Raw genomic sequence first — 19756 nt, 5'->3', positions numbered from 1 at the left:
CGAACTGATCTCCATGAAACAAGTACTCTCCAAAGAAACGTATGGGTGCAGAATATCAGCCTCCGCGAAATCAGGGAGTCTGGGAAATTTGCCTGAAAAGGCAAGTCCGGGGATATAAAAAAACTGCTTATGGGCAGTCTAGTTATTGATTTGAGTTAAAAATAAAGAGGAATTTCTTCCTCTTATTTAGACCTATTTAGGCGTTTCTTATGGATTTTGATTAGGAGTTTTTTGTTGATTATATGGCTTAAGAATTATTAAAATAGTAACACAATAATCAATATTTGTCAATGGCATCAGGTTGTTACAACATTTTTATTTGATACAATAGACAACTTTCCCTGACTTGTATTTTCCGCACTTCTTACCAGTATTGGAAGGTGATGATTGTAAAACATGACAAAATTGATGATCGACCTCACCAGACTGTAAATAGCTCCCATACATTATCTATTGAAGAATGTAAGAAGTATCTCGGAGAAACGGATCTAACCGATAAGGAGATAATGGAGCTAAGAGATGTTATCTGTTCCTTTATAGACGGCATATTGGACAACTATTTCGATGGATTAGTACAATAGATTCTATATGTCTCAAAAAGCATTAATTTATTGCCGGGTATCCTCAACAAACCAGAAAAAAGATGGTCATGGTCTTGAAAGCCAAGAACATCGTTGTAGGCAGTTCGCAGATCAAAACAACTATGAAGTAGAAGAGGTATTTCTGGACGATTTTACGGGCGGAGGAGATTTTATGAACAGACCTTCAATGTCCCGGCTTTTGAAATATCTGGATAGCAAACCTTACAACCAATACGTCATCATATTTGATGATCTAAAAAGATTCGCTCGAGATGTTCAATTTCACTGGAAATTGCGAACGGCGCTAAAAAAACGAAATGCCACTCCAAAATGCCTAAATTTCAATTTTGATGATAGTCCCGAAGGCGAATTTATCGAAACTATCTTAGCTGCCCAGGGGGAGCTTGAACGAAAACAAAATAGAAGACAGGTGATACAAAAACAAAAAGCAAGATTAGAAAGAGGGTATTGGCCCTTTTATCCTCCACCTGGTTATAAACATGCAAAGGACCCGGTACATGGGAAGTTGTTATCAATAGATAAACGTACTGGAAGCATCATAAAAGAGGTTCTGGAGGGCTTTGCATCGGGAAGATTTCAAGAACAGATAGATGTCTTGCGTTTTCTAATTACAAGAAATTACTCGTCTCGACCAACACTTGAGACCGTAAAACGAATGCTTACGAGAATAATTTATACAGGATATATCGAGTACCCGGAATGGGAAGTTGCCAGAAGAAAAGGATATCACCAGCCACTTATTAGTCTCGTAACATTTCAAAAAATCCAGGATAGGCTTCAAGAAAAGATAATGCCCCGCACCCGTATAGACATCCGAGAAGATTTTCCTTTGAGAGGATGTGTCTTATGTTCCCTCTGCCGAGAACCCTTTACAGCAGCTTGGAGCCGAGGCCGGCTTCAGAAATATGCTTACTACCGCTGTAAAACAAAAGGATGTGAGGCCTACGGCAAGAGCATTCATAAAGCAAAAATTGAAGCTGATTTTGAATCAATATTGAGGCAAATAGAGCCCACGCAACACAGATTAAATCTTGTTAAAGCCTTATTTCTTAAACGCTGGAAACTCAAATTACATGAATTAGAACAGAATTCGCGAAGAACTAGAATCGAATTAGATACCATTTCAGAAAAAATTGAGGAACTCAGTCAACGTGCATGCAAGGCTACAAGCGATAGAGTAGCTCAAATTTACGAAACTCAAATTGAAAGATTGGCTAAAAAAAAGCTTTTACTTAGGGAAATGATTGATAGTTCAAGACAACCATCCAATATAGATTTTGAAACCGCCCTCAATACGGTCATCAACTATCTCAAAAACCCTTATATGTCTTGGGTTATTGGAGATTTAATCAATAAGAGAGTGGTCTTGAGACTGGTTTTTCAGGAGCCATTAGTATATGACAGAAAACATGGATTTGGAACCGCTAACTTATCCCTTCCTTTAAGGGTTTTAGAGCACTCCATGGTACTTAATTCTCAAGCAGTGGAGATGGGGGGAATTGAACCCCCGTCCGAAAGAGAACGATAAGATGGTTTACAAGCGTAGCCTCGTTTGTGTAACCGCTATCCCTTAAACAAGGCGAAACAGAAAAGCGGCGTGTTTCTGTGTGTCGCTGTCCGTCGAAACAGCGGACAGCCAAGTCTCATGAATTGACATTCTTGTTCCCCTATGAGGCCTCAAGGAACAGAACGGCCTACGGCAGTTTATGCGTAAGCAAGTGCAGGTTGTTTGTTTGCACGTATTGGTTAAAGAGATGATTTGCGAGGTGACTCTTTATCCTCGGCTTGAGCATGCATATCATTATCACTCCCGTCGAAGCCCTTCATCCCCAGCAAAAACTTTCTTAAAAAGTTCTTGATGGATATCAAGCGCTACATGTGCTCTTTTAATGTTCGTTCAATTTTCCGTTTTGATTCGCGCTGTTTAATTTTTTCCCGCTTGTCGCCTTTTTTCTTCCCTCGTGCGATTGCTATCTCAAGCTTTACGCGCTGGCCTTTAGTATAAACACGAATTGGGATAATTGTCAATCCTTTTTCCTCCCCTTTTCCTATCAAATATTTTATTTCACTCTTCTTTAATAGAAGACGGCGCGTACGGTCGCTTTCATGCCCCTTCGGTGTATTTGCGGCCTGATACGGCGGGATATCCATGCCGACGATATACGCTTCTTCCCCGCGGATAATCACACGCGCACCTGCAAGCGCTCCCCGCCCGATACGCAATGATTTTGCCTCAAACCCGCGGAGCTCCATGCCCGCTTCAAATTTCTCTAATATCTCGTAATCAAACGATGCCCTCTTGTTTTGCACCAATAATGTCATATATGTATCCTAATCAATACCCGCTCCAAATCAAATATTAAAAAATAAAACCGCTTGCGCATGCAAGCGGTTTTTCTTATTAGTGCCCGTTACGTTCCATGAGACGGAAATACTCAAGCGCCGCCTCAAGTTGTGCGTCCCGTCCGGGGTCATTATTTATCACCATAAGATCAGGCGCAACGCCGTTTCCTTCCGGAGTAATCGTGTGCGCAAGATCGAAATAAAACAGAGCCGTGGTGATTTTAACTGCCGAACCAGGCGAACTGTAGAGAGTCTCCACTACTTGCACGCATCCCTTCCCGTATGTAGTTTCGCCAATGAGGAATGCTTTTCTATGCGTTTTCATGATGCCTGCAAATAATTCCGATGCGGAGGCGGATTTCTTATCGATCAGAATTACAACAGCGACATCCCGGAAAAGCGCTCTTCCCTCCGGCGCTATATAATTCTTGCAACTGTCTCTTCTGCAAACGCTCAGCATCATTGCACGCGGCTCCATAAATCCCACGGAAAGATAGAGCGGTTCCTCTATCAACCCTCCGGGGTTGCCCCGCACATCAAAGATAATCTTACGAACCCCCGAAGCAATAAATGACTCAATAGCCGGCCGTATCTTTTCCCTGAATAAATCCTGCTCAAATCCGGAAAACTGAATATATCCGACCGTACCATTATTAAATGTCTTGGTAACAATGTGCCGCGGGTCTACCTCTTGCCGTTCTACGGAAAATGTACCTATGCATTCCTGGCCCCGCCAAATCTCTAAAAATACTTTTGTGCCGATGGGTCCTCGTATGAGACGGATGAGATCTTTTAGCTCTCTCCCCTCAACACACACGGGATCAGTCTCGTTTTCCTGGCGTATGGAGCGAATGACATCGCCCACATGGACCTGTAACTGTTCCAGCGGCGAGCCGGGCAATATATTTGAGATAAGCAGTCCGGTTTTGTTACCATCCCATCCTATCTCAACGCCTATCCCTCCGAACGATGTTCCCATTCCTATCTGAAAATCCTGCCAAGCATCTGGAGAAAAATATGCGTCCCATTTATCTTCCGCATTGCACGCATTGAGCGCTTCTGTGAGTTCATTAGTGCGCGTCGGATCATCCGTGCCTGCGTTTTTGTACCGATCCATGCATGTAGAAAATACTCTTCGTTTCTGTCCGGCGTCTTTAGGAAGATAGTACGAATCTCTGAGAACAAGCTTCTCTACTTCCTCGAACATCAGGCTGCGCTTTGCAAATCCTAGTAAAGAAACTCCCGGCGACAAACTGCTACCCGCAGATGCCTGCTGAGCGACGCCCTCTGTTGTGCTCTGGTGCGTGCTTGCGCACCCGCCAAAGATGAGAATACACGCAGCGAAAATCCATGCAAAAACCCCAATACGCTTCCGCATTACATAGCCTCCCTAGCATAATATTGTATAGAACAAACTACCTCGTACTATACCTGAGGCTCGGCAAAAAAGAAAGAAACATAGCAGTTCTTTTTCTTTTACATGAAATCCGCCTATAATATAGTAATGTCACTCCGCACACGCATACAAAAATCCATCGAAAAGGCAGCGCCGGGCATTGATGTTACAGTAGAGGTACCACAACGCCCGGAACATGGCGACTACGCAACCAATGCCGCTTTTCTGCTCACCCAAAAAAGCATATCCAGCAAAGACGCCGCACAAAATCTAGTGCAAAACATAGATTCCGCTCTTTTTGAGAAAATAGACATCGCAGGCGCGGGGTTTATTAATTTCTTCCTCAAAAAAGAACTGCTGTACGGCGAGCTGGAAACCATACGTAAAGAAAAGTTGTCCTACGGCACGGGAGAAAAAAAGCAGAAAAAAATACAAGTTGAATGCATTTCCGCAAACCCGACAGGGCCCATAACGCTTGGGAACGGCAGAGGAGCGTTTTTAGGAGACACGCTTGCGCGCGCATTGAAACACGCGGGCTTTACGGTAGAAACGGAGTATTATGTAAATGACGCAAAGGCAAGCAAGCAGATAAGCGACCTGGGAAAAACTGCACTCGGCGAAGAATCTGCATATCCCTACATTGAAGAGCTCTACCTGCAGGAGCACCCGAATATAAAAAAGGAGATAGAGGGAATGACTGCCGCAGAAGCGGGGCACACGCTTGCCCAATTCATACAAAAAGAGAATGAGAAAACATTACAGGATATTGGCATTCATACCGATGTCTTCTTCCATGAGCAAGAATTGTTTGATAAGAAAAAAGTTCGCGCCGCTGTAGACCTGCTCAAAAAACATAATTTGGATTACGAAAAGGACGGCGCACTATGGCTGCGCACAAGCGCACACGGAGATACCGAGGACCGCGTAATCATCCGGAACACTGGGGAGCCGACATATTTTTTGACTGATCTCGCCTATCACCTCAATAAATTCACAGATAGAAAATTTAACACAGTAATTGACATCTGGGGCGCAGACCACCACGGATACGCTCCCCGCCTGCAAGCAGCCCTCCGCGCGCTTGGCATACGCGATGAACAGTTCCGCGTCATCATCACGCAACTCGTACGGCTTACCGAAAATGGCAAGGAGGTGCGCATGTCAAAACGAACGGGGCAATTCGAAACACTTGCGGATTTTGTAAACGATATCGGCATTGATGCCGCCCGCTATTTCTTTTTGGAAAAATCCCCCGATACGCATATGGACTTTGATCTCGGTATTGCGCGGGAGCACTCTGCAAAAAATCCCGTCTATTACATCCAGTACGCGCACGCGCGCATTGCTTCAATTCTCAACGAAGCACAATCGCAAAAACATCCTGACTACGCACTGCTCACCGAACAAAAGGAATTGGCGCTCATAAAACATATGGCGCAATTCCCTGATGTTATTGAGGATGCTGCGCGCACATTCCAGGTGCATCACATCCCCCGGTACGCATATGAGCTCGCGCACGCATTCCATGATTTCTACGAAGAACATCATGTCATCCAGGAAAACAAAGAGCTTGAAGCCGCGCGTGCTGCGCTTGTAGAAGGAGTTCAGACTGTGCTGCAAAACACACTACACATTCTCGGCATTCATGCGCCTGAACATATGTAACGGAGGATTGTATGAAAACCTCAGCTATTCAGCGGGAAAAAATAAAAAGGAAGGCATTGCGCCTTCCTTATTTTTTATTTTTGGATAGCTTCCAAAAAGCTATCGATATCGGAATCGGAAATATTCGGCTCTCCCGGAGCAACATTGTCCAACTTGCCATCACGCATCCAATGCTCCAAGTCGTCTACCAATGAGAACAAATGATCAAAGCCCTCAACAACAAACAATAGTGGCTGGTAATGATCTATCTCAAAGTATTGATTTATCATCCATTCAATCTGCGCCGGGAACCGCTGCACTGCGGGCGATACAATGCAATGCTCTAACTCGCCATGACTGGAAAGTAATCCACTCCCATATGCTTTAAGCGCACCCCCGCTATCCTTCATGAGCCCAAACTCAACGGTAAACCAAAAAAAGCGGGCCATTGCTTTGATGATATTCCCAAGATATCTGCGACGATTCTCGATATCTGCAAGAGAAGAAATGCCCCGCTGCACCGAAGCGCGCGCGCACTCACCAAAGCGAACTAGCACATCGGCAAATTCTTTATTCGTATGCATTGGAACATGGCCGCCCACATCGTGGAAAATATCCGGCTCCGGAAGATAATCCAGCCGGTTCTTATCCCGGATGGTAATAGTTGTCGGAAATTCACGCCTCCGCAAACAATCAAAAAAAATACCCGCAGGGACATACCCCGACACCGGCTTTGCCTGGAACCCAGTAAGTGGCTCAAGAAATGCATTTACATCCGTAAGATTCGGAATGCGGTCAGGGTTTAAATGAAGCAACTGAATACCTTCTAAGAATGCGGGGTTCGCATACTTTTCCCAGCGATTCCATATTCTTTTATATAAATCTCGCCAAGCATCGTGGTTTTCTTCGGTGTACAATTCGTACGGCTGATGGATAAACATCTCATTTCTGCTCTTTGCGCCTTCAATAAAAGGCGCTCTTCCCGTAGTGAGTCCTTTCTCTTCCACTGTCAAAGACCTCCCCAAAATATTGCTATTTCTGTCGCTATCCTACCACGCAATGCGCCTTCGTTCAAGACATATCTTGCCAAAAAGGAGCTATTCTGCTATAAATCTTGGGAGCTTGTTTAAGCCATAAAAGAATGTTTTTCAAAAGACTTGACTATATTTTACTATTATGTTACGTTTAAATATCTTATGAAAAAATTGCCGATAAAGCCGGAAGCGGTTACCAGGGGCCTCCTCAAACAACTCCCCGAGCGTTCACGTCAAATCCTCGAACGCCGTTATGGTATTGGCAAGGGCACGGAAAAAGAAACCCTTGAAGCGATTGGGCAAGACTACGGCATAACGCGTGAACGCGTCCGTCAGATAGAAAACCACGCGCTCGGAAAACTGAAAGACCAGCTGTCTTCAGCGGAAGTAAAGACAGTCTCCGACCATCTAAAAGAAACTCTCGCAGAACATGGGCATGTAGCAGAGGAGCATACGCTTCTCGATAATCTTGCTGAAAATGATACACAGAAAAACCACATATACTTTCTATTAATGCTTGCGAGCGGATTTTCGCGTGTGCGGGAAAACAATGAATTTCACAACCGATGGACTACTGATACTGCGTCACAAAAGAAAGTGGAACAAGCGGTGTTACAGCTCCACAAAAAACTTGATGAAAATCCCCTTTCTGAAAAAGAGATGACAGCAACATTTATGGACTGCCTGCCGGAAAAAGATTCATTACCGGAAGCAACACTCGCGTCCTGGCTCCGCATTTCCAAGAGAATCACCAGAAACCCGTTCGGCGAGTGGGGTCTTGCTGATTCTCCATACATCCGCCCGCGCGGTATCAGAGATTTGGCGTATCTCTTTATGCGCAAACACGGATCCCCTATGCACTTCCGCGAAGTTGCTGCGGGCATCACCAGCACTCTTAAACACAGCGCGCACCCGCAAACCGTACATAACGAGCTCATCAAAGACAATCGATTCGTCCTTGTCGGGCGCGGTCTCTACGCACTTACAGAATGGGGATACCAACCAGGTATTGTCCGGAATGTCATCCAGGCGATACTAAAACAACACGGCCCAATGACCCGAGATGAGCTGGTAAAACGTGTGTTGAAAGAACGCCACGTCAAAGACAACACCATTGTCATCAATCTGCAAAACAAGAAGTACTTCAAAAAAACCGAGAACGGAAAGTACGCACTTGCATAAGCACTAATACACATCATCCCCTGGTCCATTCCCCAGGGGATGATTTTTCTTTACAATAAGAAGTAAGCATATGGAAGGAATAATTGGAAACTTTTTTTCGCTGTTTACCACCGGTCCAGCATACGACATACTCCGCATTGTGGGGAAACTTTGGTTTGTCTGGCTCCCACTTATGCTGGTGTTTATATTCTGGGATGTCTGGATAGTTTATGTACGAACCCGATGGATGGAAGGAAACAGCTGGGTACTTCTCGAAATAAAACCTCCGCGAGAAATTGCAAAAAGCCCGCGGGCCATGGAGCTGGTTTTTAATTCGCTCCATAGTTATCGCAAAGGGAATTTAATCGAACAATTTTGGAATGGATTTGTGTCCATGTGGTACAGCCTCGAAATCGCGGGCATCAATGGCGATGTGCATTTTTTCGTGCGCACCACGACATTTTCCCGAAACCTCATAGAATCCCAGCTGTATGCCCAGTATCCCGACATCGAAATAACAGAGGTGGATGATTACACAAAAGCCATTCCGAAAGAGCTCCCTAATGATACCTGGAAGATATGGGGTACTGAGTTTAAACTCACAAAACCCGATGCATACCCCATCAAGACATATGTTGATTTCAAACTTGATGACGGACTCGAAGAAGAGGAAAAAACGGACCCGCTTTCTTCTCTTATTGAGTTTTTGGGTTCACTCAAGCCCGGCGAGCAGATTTGGTTCCAAATACTGATTCGGGGAGCAGGCAACGATTGGCAGGCTGAGGGAGAAAAGCTCATAGAAAAATTGCTGGGCAGAAAAAAATTCGACATGCAAACAAAGGGCGAAGTATTTATGCCCGTCCCCTCGCCCGGCGAATCTGATGTGCTGAAAGCGATAGAACGAAGCATATCAAAAACAGGATACAAAACAGGAATGCGTTTGGTGTATGTGGCAAAGAAGGATGTGTACACACCCGCTTCATTTTCCGCATTTCTTGGTATATTAAAACAATTCAACAGCCTCCAGCTCAACGGACTCGCCCCCACAAACTCAACATCAATTGATTATTTTTTTCCTGAGTGGCGCTCAATAAAACGGCAGAAACGCCTTGTACGGATGTTTCGGAGCCGAAGCTACTTCTACCCCCCGTATGGGAGCTTTCTCCGTGAAAATGCCGGGCGCGTCCCTCCCTTCATACTGAACACCGAGGAACTCGCAACAATATTCCATCTCCCCGGCTACACTGCAGAAACCCCGACATTCCAGCGATTAGAAGCGCGGAAAGGCGAACCGCCCCCAAACTTACCTATTTAATATATGCCCGAAGAACAACAAGACAGAGTATATTTTGCAGAAGCAAACTTCCGTAACCAACGGAAGCGCTTTGGCATAAAACGAAACGACCGGAGCAAGCATGTCTATGTCATAGGAAAAACCGGCATGGGAAAGACGACGCTTCTTGAAAATATGGTTATTCAGGATATTCAGAATGGCGACGGTGTCGGCGTTGTAGACCCGCACGGAGAATTTGCCCAAAAGATGCTCGATTTTGTGCCGCCGGACCGGATAAAAGATGTTATTTACTTTGACCCGTCAAACCTCCGCTACCCTATAGGCTTCAACATTATGGAGAATGTGGACCCTGACAAACGCCACCTTGTTGCCGCGGGACTTATGGGCGTATTTAAAAAAATATGGGTGGATGTCTGGTCGGCACGCATGGAGTACATTCTCGGGAACACCGTGCTCGCTCTTTTAGAATACCCGGGAGCAACGCTTTTGAGCATCAACCGGATGCTTGCGAATAAAGATTTCCGTAAAAAGGTGGTGGATAATATTTCTGATCCGGTTGTGCGCTCATTCTGGGTTGAAGAATTCGCAAAATATACAGATCGGTACACACAAGAGGCGCTCCCTGCAATTCAAAACAAAATTGGGCAATTTACATCAAACCCGCTTATCCGCAACATCGTGGGACAAGCAAAGTCCTCATTTGATATGCGTAGGGTTATGGACGAACGCAGAATTCTCATCATGAACCTCTCAAAGGGAAAGATTGGCGAGGAGAACTCCCGCCTGCTCGGCGCAATGCTTATTACGCGCCTCTATCTTGCCGCGATGAGCAGGGTAGAGATCGCACAAGAGAAAGACCGGCCTGACTTTTATCTGTATGTTGACGAATTTCAGAACTTTGCCACCGAATCATTCGCGAACATCCTTTCAGAAGCGCGGAAATACCGGTTGAATCTTACGCTCGCGCACCAATACATCGCGCAAATGGATGAAAGCGTTCGTGATGCCGTATTCGGAAACGTCGGGACCATGATTACCTTCCGGGTGGGTGCGGCGGACGCCGAATTTATGGAAAAAGAATTTGCTCCCGAGTTTACCATGAACGATATCGTAAATCTTTCTTTCGCTCATATTTATCTCAAACTTATGATAGACGGCGTTGCATCCCGTCCGTTTTCAGCATCAACCCTACCTCCGCTCCATTCTCCCCGCGCATCATACCGGGACGAAATAACAGAAATGTCAGAGCAAAAATACGGCATCCCGCGAAAAGACATTGAGGATATCATTGCTGACACGATACGAGAAAAACCAGAGGAAGAGAAGAGCTCGGGGACATCTGACAGCGGATATCAAGAACAGCCGCGCAAAACAGAAAACGCGCAAGGCATTACCGTGTACGAAGCAGTATGCAGCGTGTGCGGCAAAAAAACGCTTGTACCATTCCTCCCTGACGGGAAGCGCCCTATATTTTGTAAACAGCACCGCAATAAAGACCAAAAGCAACAACAGCAGCCGCGGGAGGACCGCGGTGAACACCCGCCTACACCCCGCAACAAACAAGCTCCATTTTCCCAAGGAGGCGTACCGCCTATCCGCGAAGGAAGCGCTGTATTAAAGACGGACGATGAAGACAAAAACACTATTTCGTTAAAAGAGCTTGAACCTAAAAAAGCTTCTTCTCGGGGTCCGGACATTGAGGGATTGAGAAAGATATTAGAAGATGATGATGATGAGGAGGAGGAAGAAGCATTAGAAGACTTAGACGATGCAATAGAAGACACCAAAGACACTGAGGAAAAACACACTCCCCCTCCTCCGCCCGAAGAAAAACGATCCGATAATGTGATGCGTCCCGGAGATACATTGCGATTTTAAAATCAACGCCCCATGTTCCTCGGGGCGTTGACCGTACTCGGAGATGTTGTCGTAAATTTTTTAACCAAGGAAGAGAAGAAAGGCGATACTAAAGCCTATTTACGCACCATGCATCTCGCTAGGGTATTTTACCTCACCAATAAAAATGGATACTAAACCCATAAAAAGACGGAACAAAAACCGTCTTTTTATTTTTTAAGAAATGACATCATTTTTTTGAGCGGCCACGCGTTTATGACATCTTTTTTCTCAACCCACCCCCTTCGCGCCTGCGCAATACCATACTCCAAATAATGAAGCTCATGTACTGCATGCGCATCAGTGCTTATAGCAAATTTCACTCCATATCCCTTTGCGCGGTGCGCAAGTTCCCCGTTCAAATCAAGCCGTTTCGGGTGGGCATTTATTTCAAGCGCTGTCCGTGTTGCTTTCGCGGTGCGGAATATCGTATCAAGATTAAGCGTTATCGGCTCGCGTTTTAAGAGCGAGCGGCTCGTGGGATGCAAAATAATATCTACATGGGGGTTATTCATCGCACGTACGAGGCGTTCCGTTTGTTCTTTTTCAGGAAGAGTAAAATGCGAATGAATAGAAGCGCCCACGATATCTAATTTTGCAAGCACCCCATCTTTAATATCAAGAGAACCGTCTTTCATAATATTTACCTCTGCCCCTTTGAGGATTGTGATGCCTCGCATCTTTTTATTTAATGCATCTATCTCTTTCATCTGTCTCAGAAGTTTTTTCTCATCAGCTCCGCCGGTCATTGCAAGTGATTTTGTATGGTCAGTGATCAATATGTATTCATGGCCTATCTTTTTTGCTTCTTTCGCCATTGCCTCAATAGAATCTGCACCGTCAGTCCAATCTGTCTGTGTCTGCAAGTCGCCTTTTAGGTCATCAAATCCAACAAGCGAGGGCAGTGTATGTGATGCTGCCGCTTCTATCTCCCCCGTATGCGTTCTCATCTCAGGAGGCATCCAATCCAATCCCAGCAACTTATATATTCTCTTTTCATCCTCGCCTTCTATTAACTTTTTTCCTTTATAGAGGCCGTATTCATTCAGCTTGTATCCTTTTTTGATAGCAATCTTACGCAGCACAACATTATGTTCTTTTGAGCCCGTAAAATATTGAAGCGCCGCCCCGATGGATTCTTCCGGAAGTACACGGAGATCCGCATCTATCCCCTGACGCATACGGACAGACATTTTTGTTCCTCCGCTTCCCGTAACGCTTACTACCTCCGGCATTTTTTTAAATACATTCATTACTTTTTCGGGATCATCGGCAATCACTAAAAAATCAAGATCGCCTATCGTTTCTTGCCAGCGACGGAGCGACCCTGCCAGCTCCACGCGCTTTACCGACGGAATGCGCTTTAGCCGTTCTTCTATGTGGAGCGCAAGCGGACGCGCCTCCCCAATCCCCATGCGGCCGTGTGACGATTTTAGAAAAGCGATACTCTTCAATATTTTCTGTTCAAGTTTTTCCCCCATATGCGGAAGCCCCTTGAGCCTTCCTGCGCGTGCCGATTTCTCAAGATCAGCGACTGTTTTTATTTTTCGTTCCTGATACAGCATCAGCATGAGCTTCGGCCCAATGCCTTCTACCGCCGAAAGTCCGGTGATATCTATGGGAAACTCGCGCTTGAGACGGTTGTACTCCGGCACCGTTCCTTTGATAATAAAATGTTCAATATCCCGCGCGATGCCTTTCCCGACGGCGGGTATATTATCCAGACCCGAAAGCCCCTCCCGCTTATAAATACTCCGCACATCTTCCTCGAGCGCTTCCAAAGAAGACGCCGCCTCTTCATACGCGCGGGGCTTAAAAGCTATGCCCTTCATCCCGAGAAGAACGCTCATTTCATAAAATATCTTTGCGAGCTCTTGATTTGTCATTACTCATTATTATGCTCGGATTCGCATAAAAAAAGAAGTCCTAACCGTAGTTAGGACTTTTTTGAAGAATAGAAAATATTATGAATGAACATTGGCGCTTAAGCAGCAAGGAGGAAAATACCAGATACTTTGTTATTGGGTGCCTATATCCTCTAGGCCAAGTGTTTCTTTGAGCGGATTTGCTCCCTTCTGCTTAAGCATTGTGAATGCCTTTCTACATCCCATTCTAGAGCATAGCGCAGAAGATGCAACGAAAGGGCTGTGGATAAGTGCGCGGCAATCACCCCATCCAATCCATCGTAACGAGCACTGCATCACCTCCTTTCCCACGATGAATAAGGGGTTTTGTGAAGTGTTTTTTCAGTGAAGAGAAAATCTTGCGCGCAGTACGGCTTGCAAGCTGATTTTCAGAAAAATATGCGGTTATCTTTCCCCTCTTTACTTCTATTGAGAACACGCGATGCATAGGGTCACGGTTGTATGCCTCATCAGCAACGGAAAAAATAGTATGCGTGACCTGTTTTTTCATCCGCTCCGGAACGCGGGCAATCTGCAGCTCTCCCTCCCACTGCCGGGCCTTCCACATAGCGCACGCGGGGCAGAGCATCACATGAACCTCTTCTTTGGTCCCAAGATTTTTGTGATGCAATAAATTATGATGCCATGATTTATAGTAATATGCGGCACCGCATGAAGAACAAAGCGCAATATCGCGCTTACCTCCGCCAAATTCTTCCATAGCGCTATTAGAAGCTTTGTATCCTTTTCGATACGATGCTTTTGAGCTTTGCCGATACGGGTTCCGTGTCATATAAATCGTGCGATAACATGCACCATATACCCCAATACAATAAACGATATGCCAATGATACCTATCTTCCTTTCTTTTCGCATAGCACGGAATACAACTTCATCAACTTTGTGCTCCTGCCAAAACCGGAAATGAACACGGATAGCAGTATATGCAACCATAACCTTCCCAATAACATCAAGTGTTGCTGGCAATAAGTCAATAATAATTTTAGGAACCGTTTGCATATTACCTTTTATAATACCCCGCCCAGGCGTAACAATTCAAGAACAACACCGGCAACAAGAAATAAAAGCGCAAGGATAGATGTCGGATTCTTAGTAGATAAAAACGGGTGGCTGTGCTTCGGATGCGCCCTATGAAAATTCCGCGCCATAAGAAAAATAAGCACCCCCGATATACCAAACACCACAGCGCCAACAAAACTTAGGATCTCAAGAAATGCGGCAAACCCAAGAAAGAAAAGCACAGGAGCAGGCAATACGGTCATTACCCACGCCGGCACAGACGGAATCTTATAATCAAGGAAAAAAATATTTTTCATATCTGCAGCAAGCGCAAGATATGATGTAATGATCGCAAGAAATCCAATAATCGCCCCCACCGCAATCACTCCCCGCCCTAAAAGTGCTGCGAGTCCGGTGAGCGCATCATCGGTCGTGCCTCCCCCGCTCACACCAACAACCGAGAATATAAACACAAGATAAAGTATTGCGACCACCCCCATGCTGATGAAAATGACATTCCTCACATCTTTAATGGAAAGACTCCGAAGAATATCGCTCGTTTCAGGAATTGCGGCGATTCCTCCGAACGCAAAAATAAAGATGCCATACGGCAGAAACCATAATACAGACATTCCGCCGGAAAAGTTCTCAAGCGAAATGTTTGGAGAAGCCATCCACGCAAGAACCGCGATAAAAAGCACTAAAGGCACGGTGAGATAAAAATTAATAACTCCAATCTCACGGAAATTCACAAGCACCAAAAGGCCGGCCACAGCAAAAAATATCCATGTCCACACAAGCGCTGAAAGCATGGGGAAAAGTGCGGAAAGAAAAATGCCAGCAAGTACGCCATATGCGAGGAGCCCGCCGTAATATCCAACCACAACGGATATGAACGCTATTCGTTCAGCGCCTTTCCCGAGCCACTCACGGACAAACCCCGTAAATCGCTCGGGCGTTCGCGCAAGAAACGCAATTTCAGCAAACCATAACTGCAACATCAGCATCAGCGTGAACGCAATGATAAAATGCCCCATACCCCACCAAATACCTGCGCGTGCGACTGCCGCAGGCATTGCAAAAATACCCGCACCCAAAATAAGGCCGACCATCATGCCTATGCCCTTACTATATAGAGAGAACTTCATACTATTTATTTTACACACCAAAGACATCTTTCGCTAATACATAACGCACAACTATTATAATAAAAAGCCGCATTGCTGCGGCTTTTATTTATTGGATATACAAAAAGTCCTTCAGGCGTGAGGCTAACGGGCTCTTTGCCAGTTTTTCAAGGGCTCTCCTTTCTATCTGGCGTATGCGCTCACGCGTAAGCTTGAACGAGGCCCCGATAGCATCTAATGTCTGTGCTTTATCGCCGTCCATGCCAAACCTTTTTTCTATTATCTTACGTTCCCGAGAATCCAGAGTATCAAGTGCTTCGTGAAGAAGTATCTTCATATCGCGCTCCGCAAGAGAAGACTCCTGATTGCATGCGGACTCATCCTCAACGGTTTCTATGAGCGATTGCGGCTTCCCGTCTTCACTGTACGTGACATCATCCAGAGATACATGAAACATCTGCGAATCCAGAATAGCAAACGCAACAGAAGGTCGTATGCCAGTCTTTTCGACAAGCTCTTGCACTGTTGGGCGGCGTCCGTGTTCGGCACGAAATGTCTTTATTGCAGCAAAAACACGGCTTCTTCTCTCAATAATGTATACAGGAACCTTTACTAACTTATCCGATGCTATTTCGCGCGTTATAGCCTGGAGTATCCACCAGCTGGCATATGTTGAAAATTTATACCCCCGCTTGTGATCAAATCTTTCAACTGCTTTCATGAGGCCGATATTTCCGGCCTGGATAGCATCCTGCCACGGAAGTCCCTTGAGTGCGCACCTTCGGGCAATGTATAAGACCAGCCGAAGATTCTTCTTTGTAAAAGTATGGCAATACATACGGTATTGCCTCTGCATAAGCACAGCATAGCGCATGTTCTTATGTTCATGCCGGTATCTCTGCGCCTGCTTCTTGCACGCTGCGATAAGTGCAGCACACCGCAACTCTTCTTTGTATGAGCCAAACGGCTGGTGTACAGATACCTCAGCAACATACATGTAGAGCGTGCCTCTGTGAACGCTGCCGGAAAGATAAGGAGAAAGCTCATTCCCCTCTTTGCGCGCATCAACACGAAAAGCCTTAAATGCGCTGTCTACTTCGTCTTTGTCCGCGTCGTCATCATAACCAAAAATATCTTCCAGAAATTCGTCATCCTCATTGTACATGGATATGTCTGCCATACGGCATCTCCTTTTTTTATTTTTTAAGAGTACTTCTAATCAAAATATGATACATAAAAATTTAGAAGAAGTCAACCCCGTTTAGCTAAAATCAAAAACTGCACCCGCATCTTACGGAAGAAAAACAATACCAAGAGAAACAATAGACCTTCTACACATATCCTTGAAGACGATTAGCGGCTGCGGTAATAAGACGCTTTGATTTTTGCCTAACGGAGTCAATGCTTCTCCATCAAATAAAAAGCTCTGGACGATAGTGTCCAGAGCTTATATGCGAAGCTTTTTTGCAGCCAGCTCGTATAGGTTCTTATAGACATACGCGACCATTAGAGGCCCTACTCCCCCGGGAACCGGCGTGATGTAAGACGCCTTTTTAGAAACACTTTCAAAATCTACATTTCCTAGAAGCACGCCGCCTACCTTGAAACTGCCGGCATCAACAACTACTACGCCATCTTTCACCATATCCCCCGTAATGGTATTTGGCGCATTCGGGATTCCTGCAATAACAATGTCCGCCATACGCAGTAATTCTTCAGGGCGTTCGGTGTGTTTTGTGATAACAATGGGACCAATATCTTCATCCGGTCGCTTAAACCAGGTATCTATCGCGCTACCCACTAATTTCCCCCGCGCCACGATGGCAATTCGTTTCTTCTTGTATGCTATCCCATATGCCTTAAAAAAATGCTTTACGGCAGATACAATCGGTGGCCACACAAGCTCATTCATATGCCGAAAACCTTGTCCCATTGCTTGCCCTGACAACAAATCAACATCTTTTTCTATGGGAATATAATCTAATACTTTCTGCCTGTCTTGGTAACTTAACCCGGGGATCGGCAATTGGACTATGATGCCATCTATGGATGGGTCGCCTCCCGCCTTCTGGACTTCTTCTCCCAATTCATCTCTTCCTACATACCCGAACTCACGAATCTCAATCTCAACCCCCAGTCTTTCGCCTGACTTCTTTTTTTGGGCGATAAAGCTCTGTGTCGGACCGTCCGTTTCCGGTTTGCCGCTCGCTACAAAAAAAATAACAAGCTTCGGCTTGCGCGGGAGTTTTGCTATCTGCTCTTTTACATCAGCCAATACGGCATCTGCTAATTTTTTTCCATCAAGTAATATGGGCATATTTGCTCCATCATTATATTAAAGAAATATTTTTCTATAGAATACAAGAAAATAAAACACTCGTCAACGCAGAACCGGAAAGCATAACGATATTTTTTTTACTTCTTTCTGCACCAGCTCCGGCTTCTTCTTTTTTTTGAGAACCGCATCCATGTAACCGGCAAGAACCCGCATGTCCGCCTCTTTCATGCCACGCGTAGTCACCGCAGGCGTTCCCAGGCGGATGCCTGAAGGATCACGGGGTTTACGCGTATCGCCCGGGGTACTATTCATATTCACGATAATATGTGCGCGCTCAAGGAGTTCCTGCGCCTCTTTCCCGAATACGCCAACGCCGGAAAGATCAATTAAAAAAAGATGGTTATCCGTACCGCCAGAAATGATGACATGCCCGAGTTTTTTGAAAGCCTCTGCAAGCGCCTGAGCATTGTTAATGGTTTGACGGACATATGCTTTAAATGACGGCTGCATCGCTTCATAGAGCGCAACGCCGATTGATGCGGTTTGGTGCTGATGCGGCCCGCCTTGCCCCTTTGGGAAGACTGAAGCATTTATGCTTTTTTCAAACTCTTTCCGGAAAAACACAAGCGCTCCCCGCGGACCGCGTAATGTTTTGTGCGTTGTTGAAGTAACGACATCAGCAAACGGAAACGGCGATGGGTGGGCATTGCCTGCAACGAGTCCCGCTATATGAGACATGTCAACGAGAAGATACGCGCCCACCTCATCGGCTATCTCCCGGAAGCGCTTAAAGTTGATTGTCCGCGAATATGCTGAAGCGCCCGCCACAATAACTTTTGGCTTTTCTTTTTTTGCTATCTTTCTTACGACATCGTAATCAAGCCGGTGCGTGTGTGCATCAACGCCGTAATGCGCCCATTTCCAGATGGCAGCAGTATGGCTTACGGAAGCGCCATGTGTTAAATGCCCCCCCTGGTCAATCGCCTGCGCGAGTATTTTTTCTCCCGGACGAGCAAGCGCAAAATACGCCCAAAAATTCGCGGGAGCTCCGGAAAGCGCCTGGACGTTCACTCCCCATGTATTGGGGGACGCACCAAAAAGCTTAAGCGCCCGCTTCATAACAAGAGTTTCGAGCTCATCTACAACGCGATTTCCTGCATAGTACCGCTCCCCCGGGTATCCTTCGGAATATTTATTTGTAAATACAGATGCCGCAGCTTCGCGAACATCCCAGGAAACATAATTTTCTGATGCAATAAGATCAATCGTATCCTGCTGGCGTTTTGCTTCTTTCTGTATGAGTATTCTAATTTCTTTATCTTTCATATTTATGCATTCCTTCCGCCTGCATACAAGAACGGCTGGTACTCCTCCTTCTTTACCGCTCCTTCGCGAAGCGTCACTGGAGGCCATGTGGTACAATCAATGACCGTCGACGGAATAGAATCAGGCAGCTTGCCCGCATCAATAATAAGATCGGGCTGGAAAGGAAATTTTGAAAATTCACGAATGACATCCTTACTATCAGTATACGGTCCCCGCCCGGTAACATTCGCGGACGTCCCGGTAATGCCTGCGTTGTAGGCACGGACTACCTGGAGGGTAAACGGATGCTCTGGGATACGCACCCCTATCCCATACCCCTGTTTTGCGTGCAGGATATCATTATTCGGCCGGGAGAGTATTGATTGCGAAACCCACCCGCGTGCAGGCAGAACACAGGTTATCTTTCCTGGCCAAATTTCTTGCAGAAATTTCTGCACCCGAGAGTCAGCCACATATGCAATTGAATTAACGCCCTCAACGGAAGGAGCAAATACGGAAAGCGGCTTTTCTTTCGGACGGCTCTTGATAACAAATATTTTTTCCAAAGCGCTTTCGTTATCTATGCCCGCCGCAAGGCCATATACAGTGTCAGTCGGGAAGACGACAACACCTCCGCTTTTTAATATCTTCACCGCCTGGAATAAACAGGCCTGTTCCGTTTCTTGTGTGAGTTGAACGATTTCCATATGCACAGTAAAAAATATGAGGCTACTATACCATATTATACCTAC

The 19756-nt window shown here is 45.7% G+C and carries 16 protein-coding genes, 1 other RNA gene and 2 pseudogenes (1 of these 19 only partly in view); 6 read left to right on the top strand and 13 right to left on the bottom strand.

Features of this window, described 5'->3' with window-relative positions; genetic code table 11:
• Positions 1–15 (bottom strand): annotated as a pseudogene (locus tag COU47_03660) (hypothetical protein); it reaches 255 nt to the left of the window's first position.
• Positions 16–383: 368 nt separating this feature from the next.
• On the opposite strand from COU47_03660, the gene COU47_03655 reads away from it, so the two are divergent.
• Together COU47_03655 and COU47_03650 are read left to right on the top strand one after the other, a co-directional pair.
• Positions 384–581: a hypothetical protein gene (locus tag COU47_03655; protein PIR69434.1), complete on the top strand. Its 198-nt coding sequence runs from the start codon at positions 384–386 to the stop codon at positions 579–581.
• A 7-nt stretch (positions 582–588) separates the two neighbouring features.
• Positions 589–1047 (top strand): annotated as a pseudogene (locus COU47_03650) (resolvase).
• A 1036-nt stretch (positions 1048–2083) separates the two neighbouring features.
• Here the strand turns inward: COU47_03650 and ssrA are convergent.
• The 3 genes from ssrA to COU47_03635 form a co-directional block, all read right to left on the bottom strand.
• Positions 2084–2433, bottom strand: a transfer-messenger RNA (tmRNA) gene (gene ssrA, locus COU47_03645).
• A 41-nt stretch (positions 2434–2474) separates the two neighbouring features.
• On the bottom strand, positions 2475–2924 hold the full coding sequence (locus COU47_03640) for an SsrA-binding protein (GenBank protein PIR69433.1): 450 nt from the start codon (positions 2922–2924) through the stop codon (positions 2475–2477).
• 79 nt (positions 2925–3003) lie between these two features.
• Complete coding sequence (locus tag COU47_03635) at positions 3004–4323, bottom strand: hypothetical protein (protein ID PIR69432.1); 1320 nt, start codon at positions 4321–4323, stop codon at positions 3004–3006.
• Between the two features lie 102 nt (positions 4324–4425).
• On the opposite strand from COU47_03635, the gene COU47_03630 reads away from it, so the two are divergent.
• On the top strand, positions 4426–6006 hold the full coding sequence (locus tag COU47_03630; protein ID PIR69431.1) for an arginine--tRNA ligase: 1581 nt from the start codon (positions 4426–4428) through the stop codon (positions 6004–6006).
• Between the two features lie 74 nt (positions 6007–6080).
• Here the strand turns inward: COU47_03630 and COU47_03625 are convergent, their stop codons facing one another.
• The gene (locus COU47_03625; GenBank protein ID PIR69444.1) at positions 6081–6926 is read right to left on the bottom strand and encodes a phenylalanine 4-monooxygenase; all 846 of its coding nucleotides are present in this window, start codon (positions 6924–6926) and stop codon (positions 6081–6083) included.
• A gap of 255 nt (positions 6927–7181) precedes the next feature.
• Between COU47_03625 and COU47_03620 the strand changes: the two genes are divergently transcribed.
• The 3 genes from COU47_03620 (at position 7182) to COU47_03610 (ending at position 11352) form a co-directional block, all read left to right on the top strand.
• Positions 7182–8201 carry a hypothetical protein gene (locus tag COU47_03620; GenBank protein PIR69443.1) on the top strand — a complete coding sequence of 340 codons (1020 nt, stop codon included), beginning with the start codon at positions 7182–7184 and terminating at the stop codon, positions 8199–8201.
• A 70-nt stretch (positions 8202–8271) separates the two neighbouring features.
• Positions 8272–9495 (top strand): hypothetical protein, encoded by a 1224-nt coding sequence (locus COU47_03615; protein ID PIR69430.1) that lies wholly within the window; start codon positions 8272–8274, stop codon positions 9493–9495.
• A gap of 3 nt (positions 9496–9498) precedes the next feature.
• Positions 9499–11352, top strand: a complete 1854-nt coding sequence (locus tag COU47_03610; protein PIR69429.1) for a hypothetical protein — start codon at positions 9499–9501, stop codon at positions 11350–11352.
• A gap of 188 nt (positions 11353–11540) precedes the next feature.
• Here the strand turns inward: COU47_03610 and COU47_03605 are convergent, their stop codons facing one another.
• The 8 genes from COU47_03605 to COU47_03570 all read right to left on the bottom strand — a co-directional run bounded on the left by COU47_03605 (position 11541) and on the right by COU47_03570 (position 19711).
• The gene (locus tag COU47_03605; GenBank protein ID PIR69428.1) at positions 11541–13256 is read right to left on the bottom strand and encodes a DNA polymerase III; all 1716 of its coding nucleotides are present in this window, start codon (positions 13254–13256) and stop codon (positions 11541–11543) included.
• Positions 13257–13536: 280 nt separating this feature from the next.
• The gene (locus COU47_03600) at positions 13537–14067 is read right to left on the bottom strand and encodes a hypothetical protein (GenBank protein PIR69427.1); all 531 of its coding nucleotides are present in this window, start codon (positions 14065–14067) and stop codon (positions 13537–13539) included.
• Complete coding sequence (locus COU47_03595) at positions 14064–14294, bottom strand: hypothetical protein (protein ID PIR69426.1); 231 nt, start codon at positions 14292–14294, stop codon at positions 14064–14066. The genes COU47_03600 and COU47_03595 overlap by 4 nt, the downstream gene beginning before the upstream one ends.
• Positions 14295–14302: 8 nt before the next feature.
• Entirely contained in the window at positions 14303–15469 is a 1167-nt protein-coding gene (locus COU47_03590) for a hypothetical protein (protein PIR69425.1), read from the bottom strand.
• A 61-nt stretch (positions 15470–15530) separates the two neighbouring features.
• Positions 15531–16601: a hypothetical protein gene (locus tag COU47_03585; protein PIR69424.1), complete on the bottom strand. Its 1071-nt coding sequence runs from the start codon at positions 16599–16601 to the stop codon at positions 15531–15533.
• A 267-nt stretch (positions 16602–16868) separates the two neighbouring features.
• Positions 16869–17738 (bottom strand): hypothetical protein, encoded by an 870-nt coding sequence (locus COU47_03580; protein PIR69423.1) that lies wholly within the window; start codon positions 17736–17738, stop codon positions 16869–16871.
• A 63-nt stretch (positions 17739–17801) separates the two neighbouring features.
• Positions 17802–19031: a serine hydroxymethyltransferase gene (gene glyA, locus COU47_03575; protein ID PIR69442.1), complete on the bottom strand. Its 1230-nt coding sequence runs from the start codon at positions 19029–19031 to the stop codon at positions 17802–17804.
• Positions 19028–19711 carry a threonylcarbamoyl-AMP synthase gene (locus tag COU47_03570; GenBank protein PIR69441.1) on the bottom strand — a complete coding sequence of 228 codons (684 nt, stop codon included), beginning with the start codon at positions 19709–19711 and terminating at the stop codon, positions 19028–19030. The genes glyA and COU47_03570 overlap by 4 nt, the downstream gene beginning before the upstream one ends.
• Positions 19712–19756 lie beyond the last annotated feature (45 nt).

The organism is Candidatus Niyogibacteria bacterium CG10_big_fil_rev_8_21_14_0_10_46_36 (assembly GCA_002772995.1).
GTDB lineage: Bacteria > Patescibacteriota > Minisyncoccia > 1-14-0-10-42-19 > 1-14-0-10-42-19 > 1-14-0-10-46-36.
This window is presented reverse-complemented; position numbering and strand designations above follow the sequence as displayed.

Excerpts from the sequence above, each read along its gene's own strand:
- COU47_03630 (PIR69431.1), top strand. The coding sequence starts at position 4,426 with ATGAAATCCGCCTATAATATAGTAATGTCACTCCGCACACGCATACAA.
- COU47_03585 (PIR69424.1), bottom strand. The coding sequence starts at position 16,601 with ATGGCAGACATATCCATGTACAATGAGGATGACGAATTTCTGGAAGAT.
- COU47_03655 (PIR69434.1), top strand. The coding sequence starts at position 384 with ATGATTGTAAAACATGACAAAATTGATGATCGACCTCACCAGACTGTA.
- COU47_03605 (PIR69428.1), bottom strand. The coding sequence starts at position 13,256 with ATGACAAATCAAGAGCTCGCAAAGATATTTTATGAAATGAGCGTTCTT.
- COU47_03610 (PIR69429.1), top strand. The coding sequence starts at position 9,499 with ATGCCCGAAGAACAACAAGACAGAGTATATTTTGCAGAAGCAAACTTC.
- COU47_03600 (PIR69427.1), bottom strand. The coding sequence starts at position 14,067 with ATGACACGGAACCCGTATCGGCAAAGCTCAAAAGCATCGTATCGAAAA.
- COU47_03615 (PIR69430.1), top strand. The coding sequence starts at position 8,272 with ATGGAAGGAATAATTGGAAACTTTTTTTCGCTGTTTACCACCGGTCCA.
- COU47_03580 (PIR69423.1), bottom strand. The coding sequence starts at position 17,738 with ATGCCCATATTACTTGATGGAAAAAAATTAGCAGATGCCGTATTGGCT.
- COU47_03620 (PIR69443.1), top strand. The coding sequence starts at position 7,182 with ATGAAAAAATTGCCGATAAAGCCGGAAGCGGTTACCAGGGGCCTCCTC.
- COU47_03640 (PIR69433.1), bottom strand. The coding sequence starts at position 2,924 with ATGACATTATTGGTGCAAAACAAGAGGGCATCGTTTGATTACGAGATA.
- COU47_03570 (PIR69441.1), bottom strand. The coding sequence starts at position 19,711 with ATGGAAATCGTTCAACTCACACAAGAAACGGAACAGGCCTGTTTATTC.
- COU47_03595 (PIR69426.1), bottom strand. The coding sequence starts at position 14,294 with ATGCAAACGGTTCCTAAAATTATTATTGACTTATTGCCAGCAACACTT.
- COU47_03625 (PIR69444.1), bottom strand. The coding sequence starts at position 6,926 with ATGTTTATCCATCAGCCGTACGAATTGTACACCGAAGAAAACCACGAT.
- COU47_03635 (PIR69432.1), bottom strand. The coding sequence starts at position 4,323 with ATGCGGAAGCGTATTGGGGTTTTTGCATGGATTTTCGCTGCGTGTATT.
- COU47_03590 (PIR69425.1), bottom strand. The coding sequence starts at position 15,469 with ATGTCTTTGGTGTGTAAAATAAATAGTATGAAGTTCTCTCTATATAGT.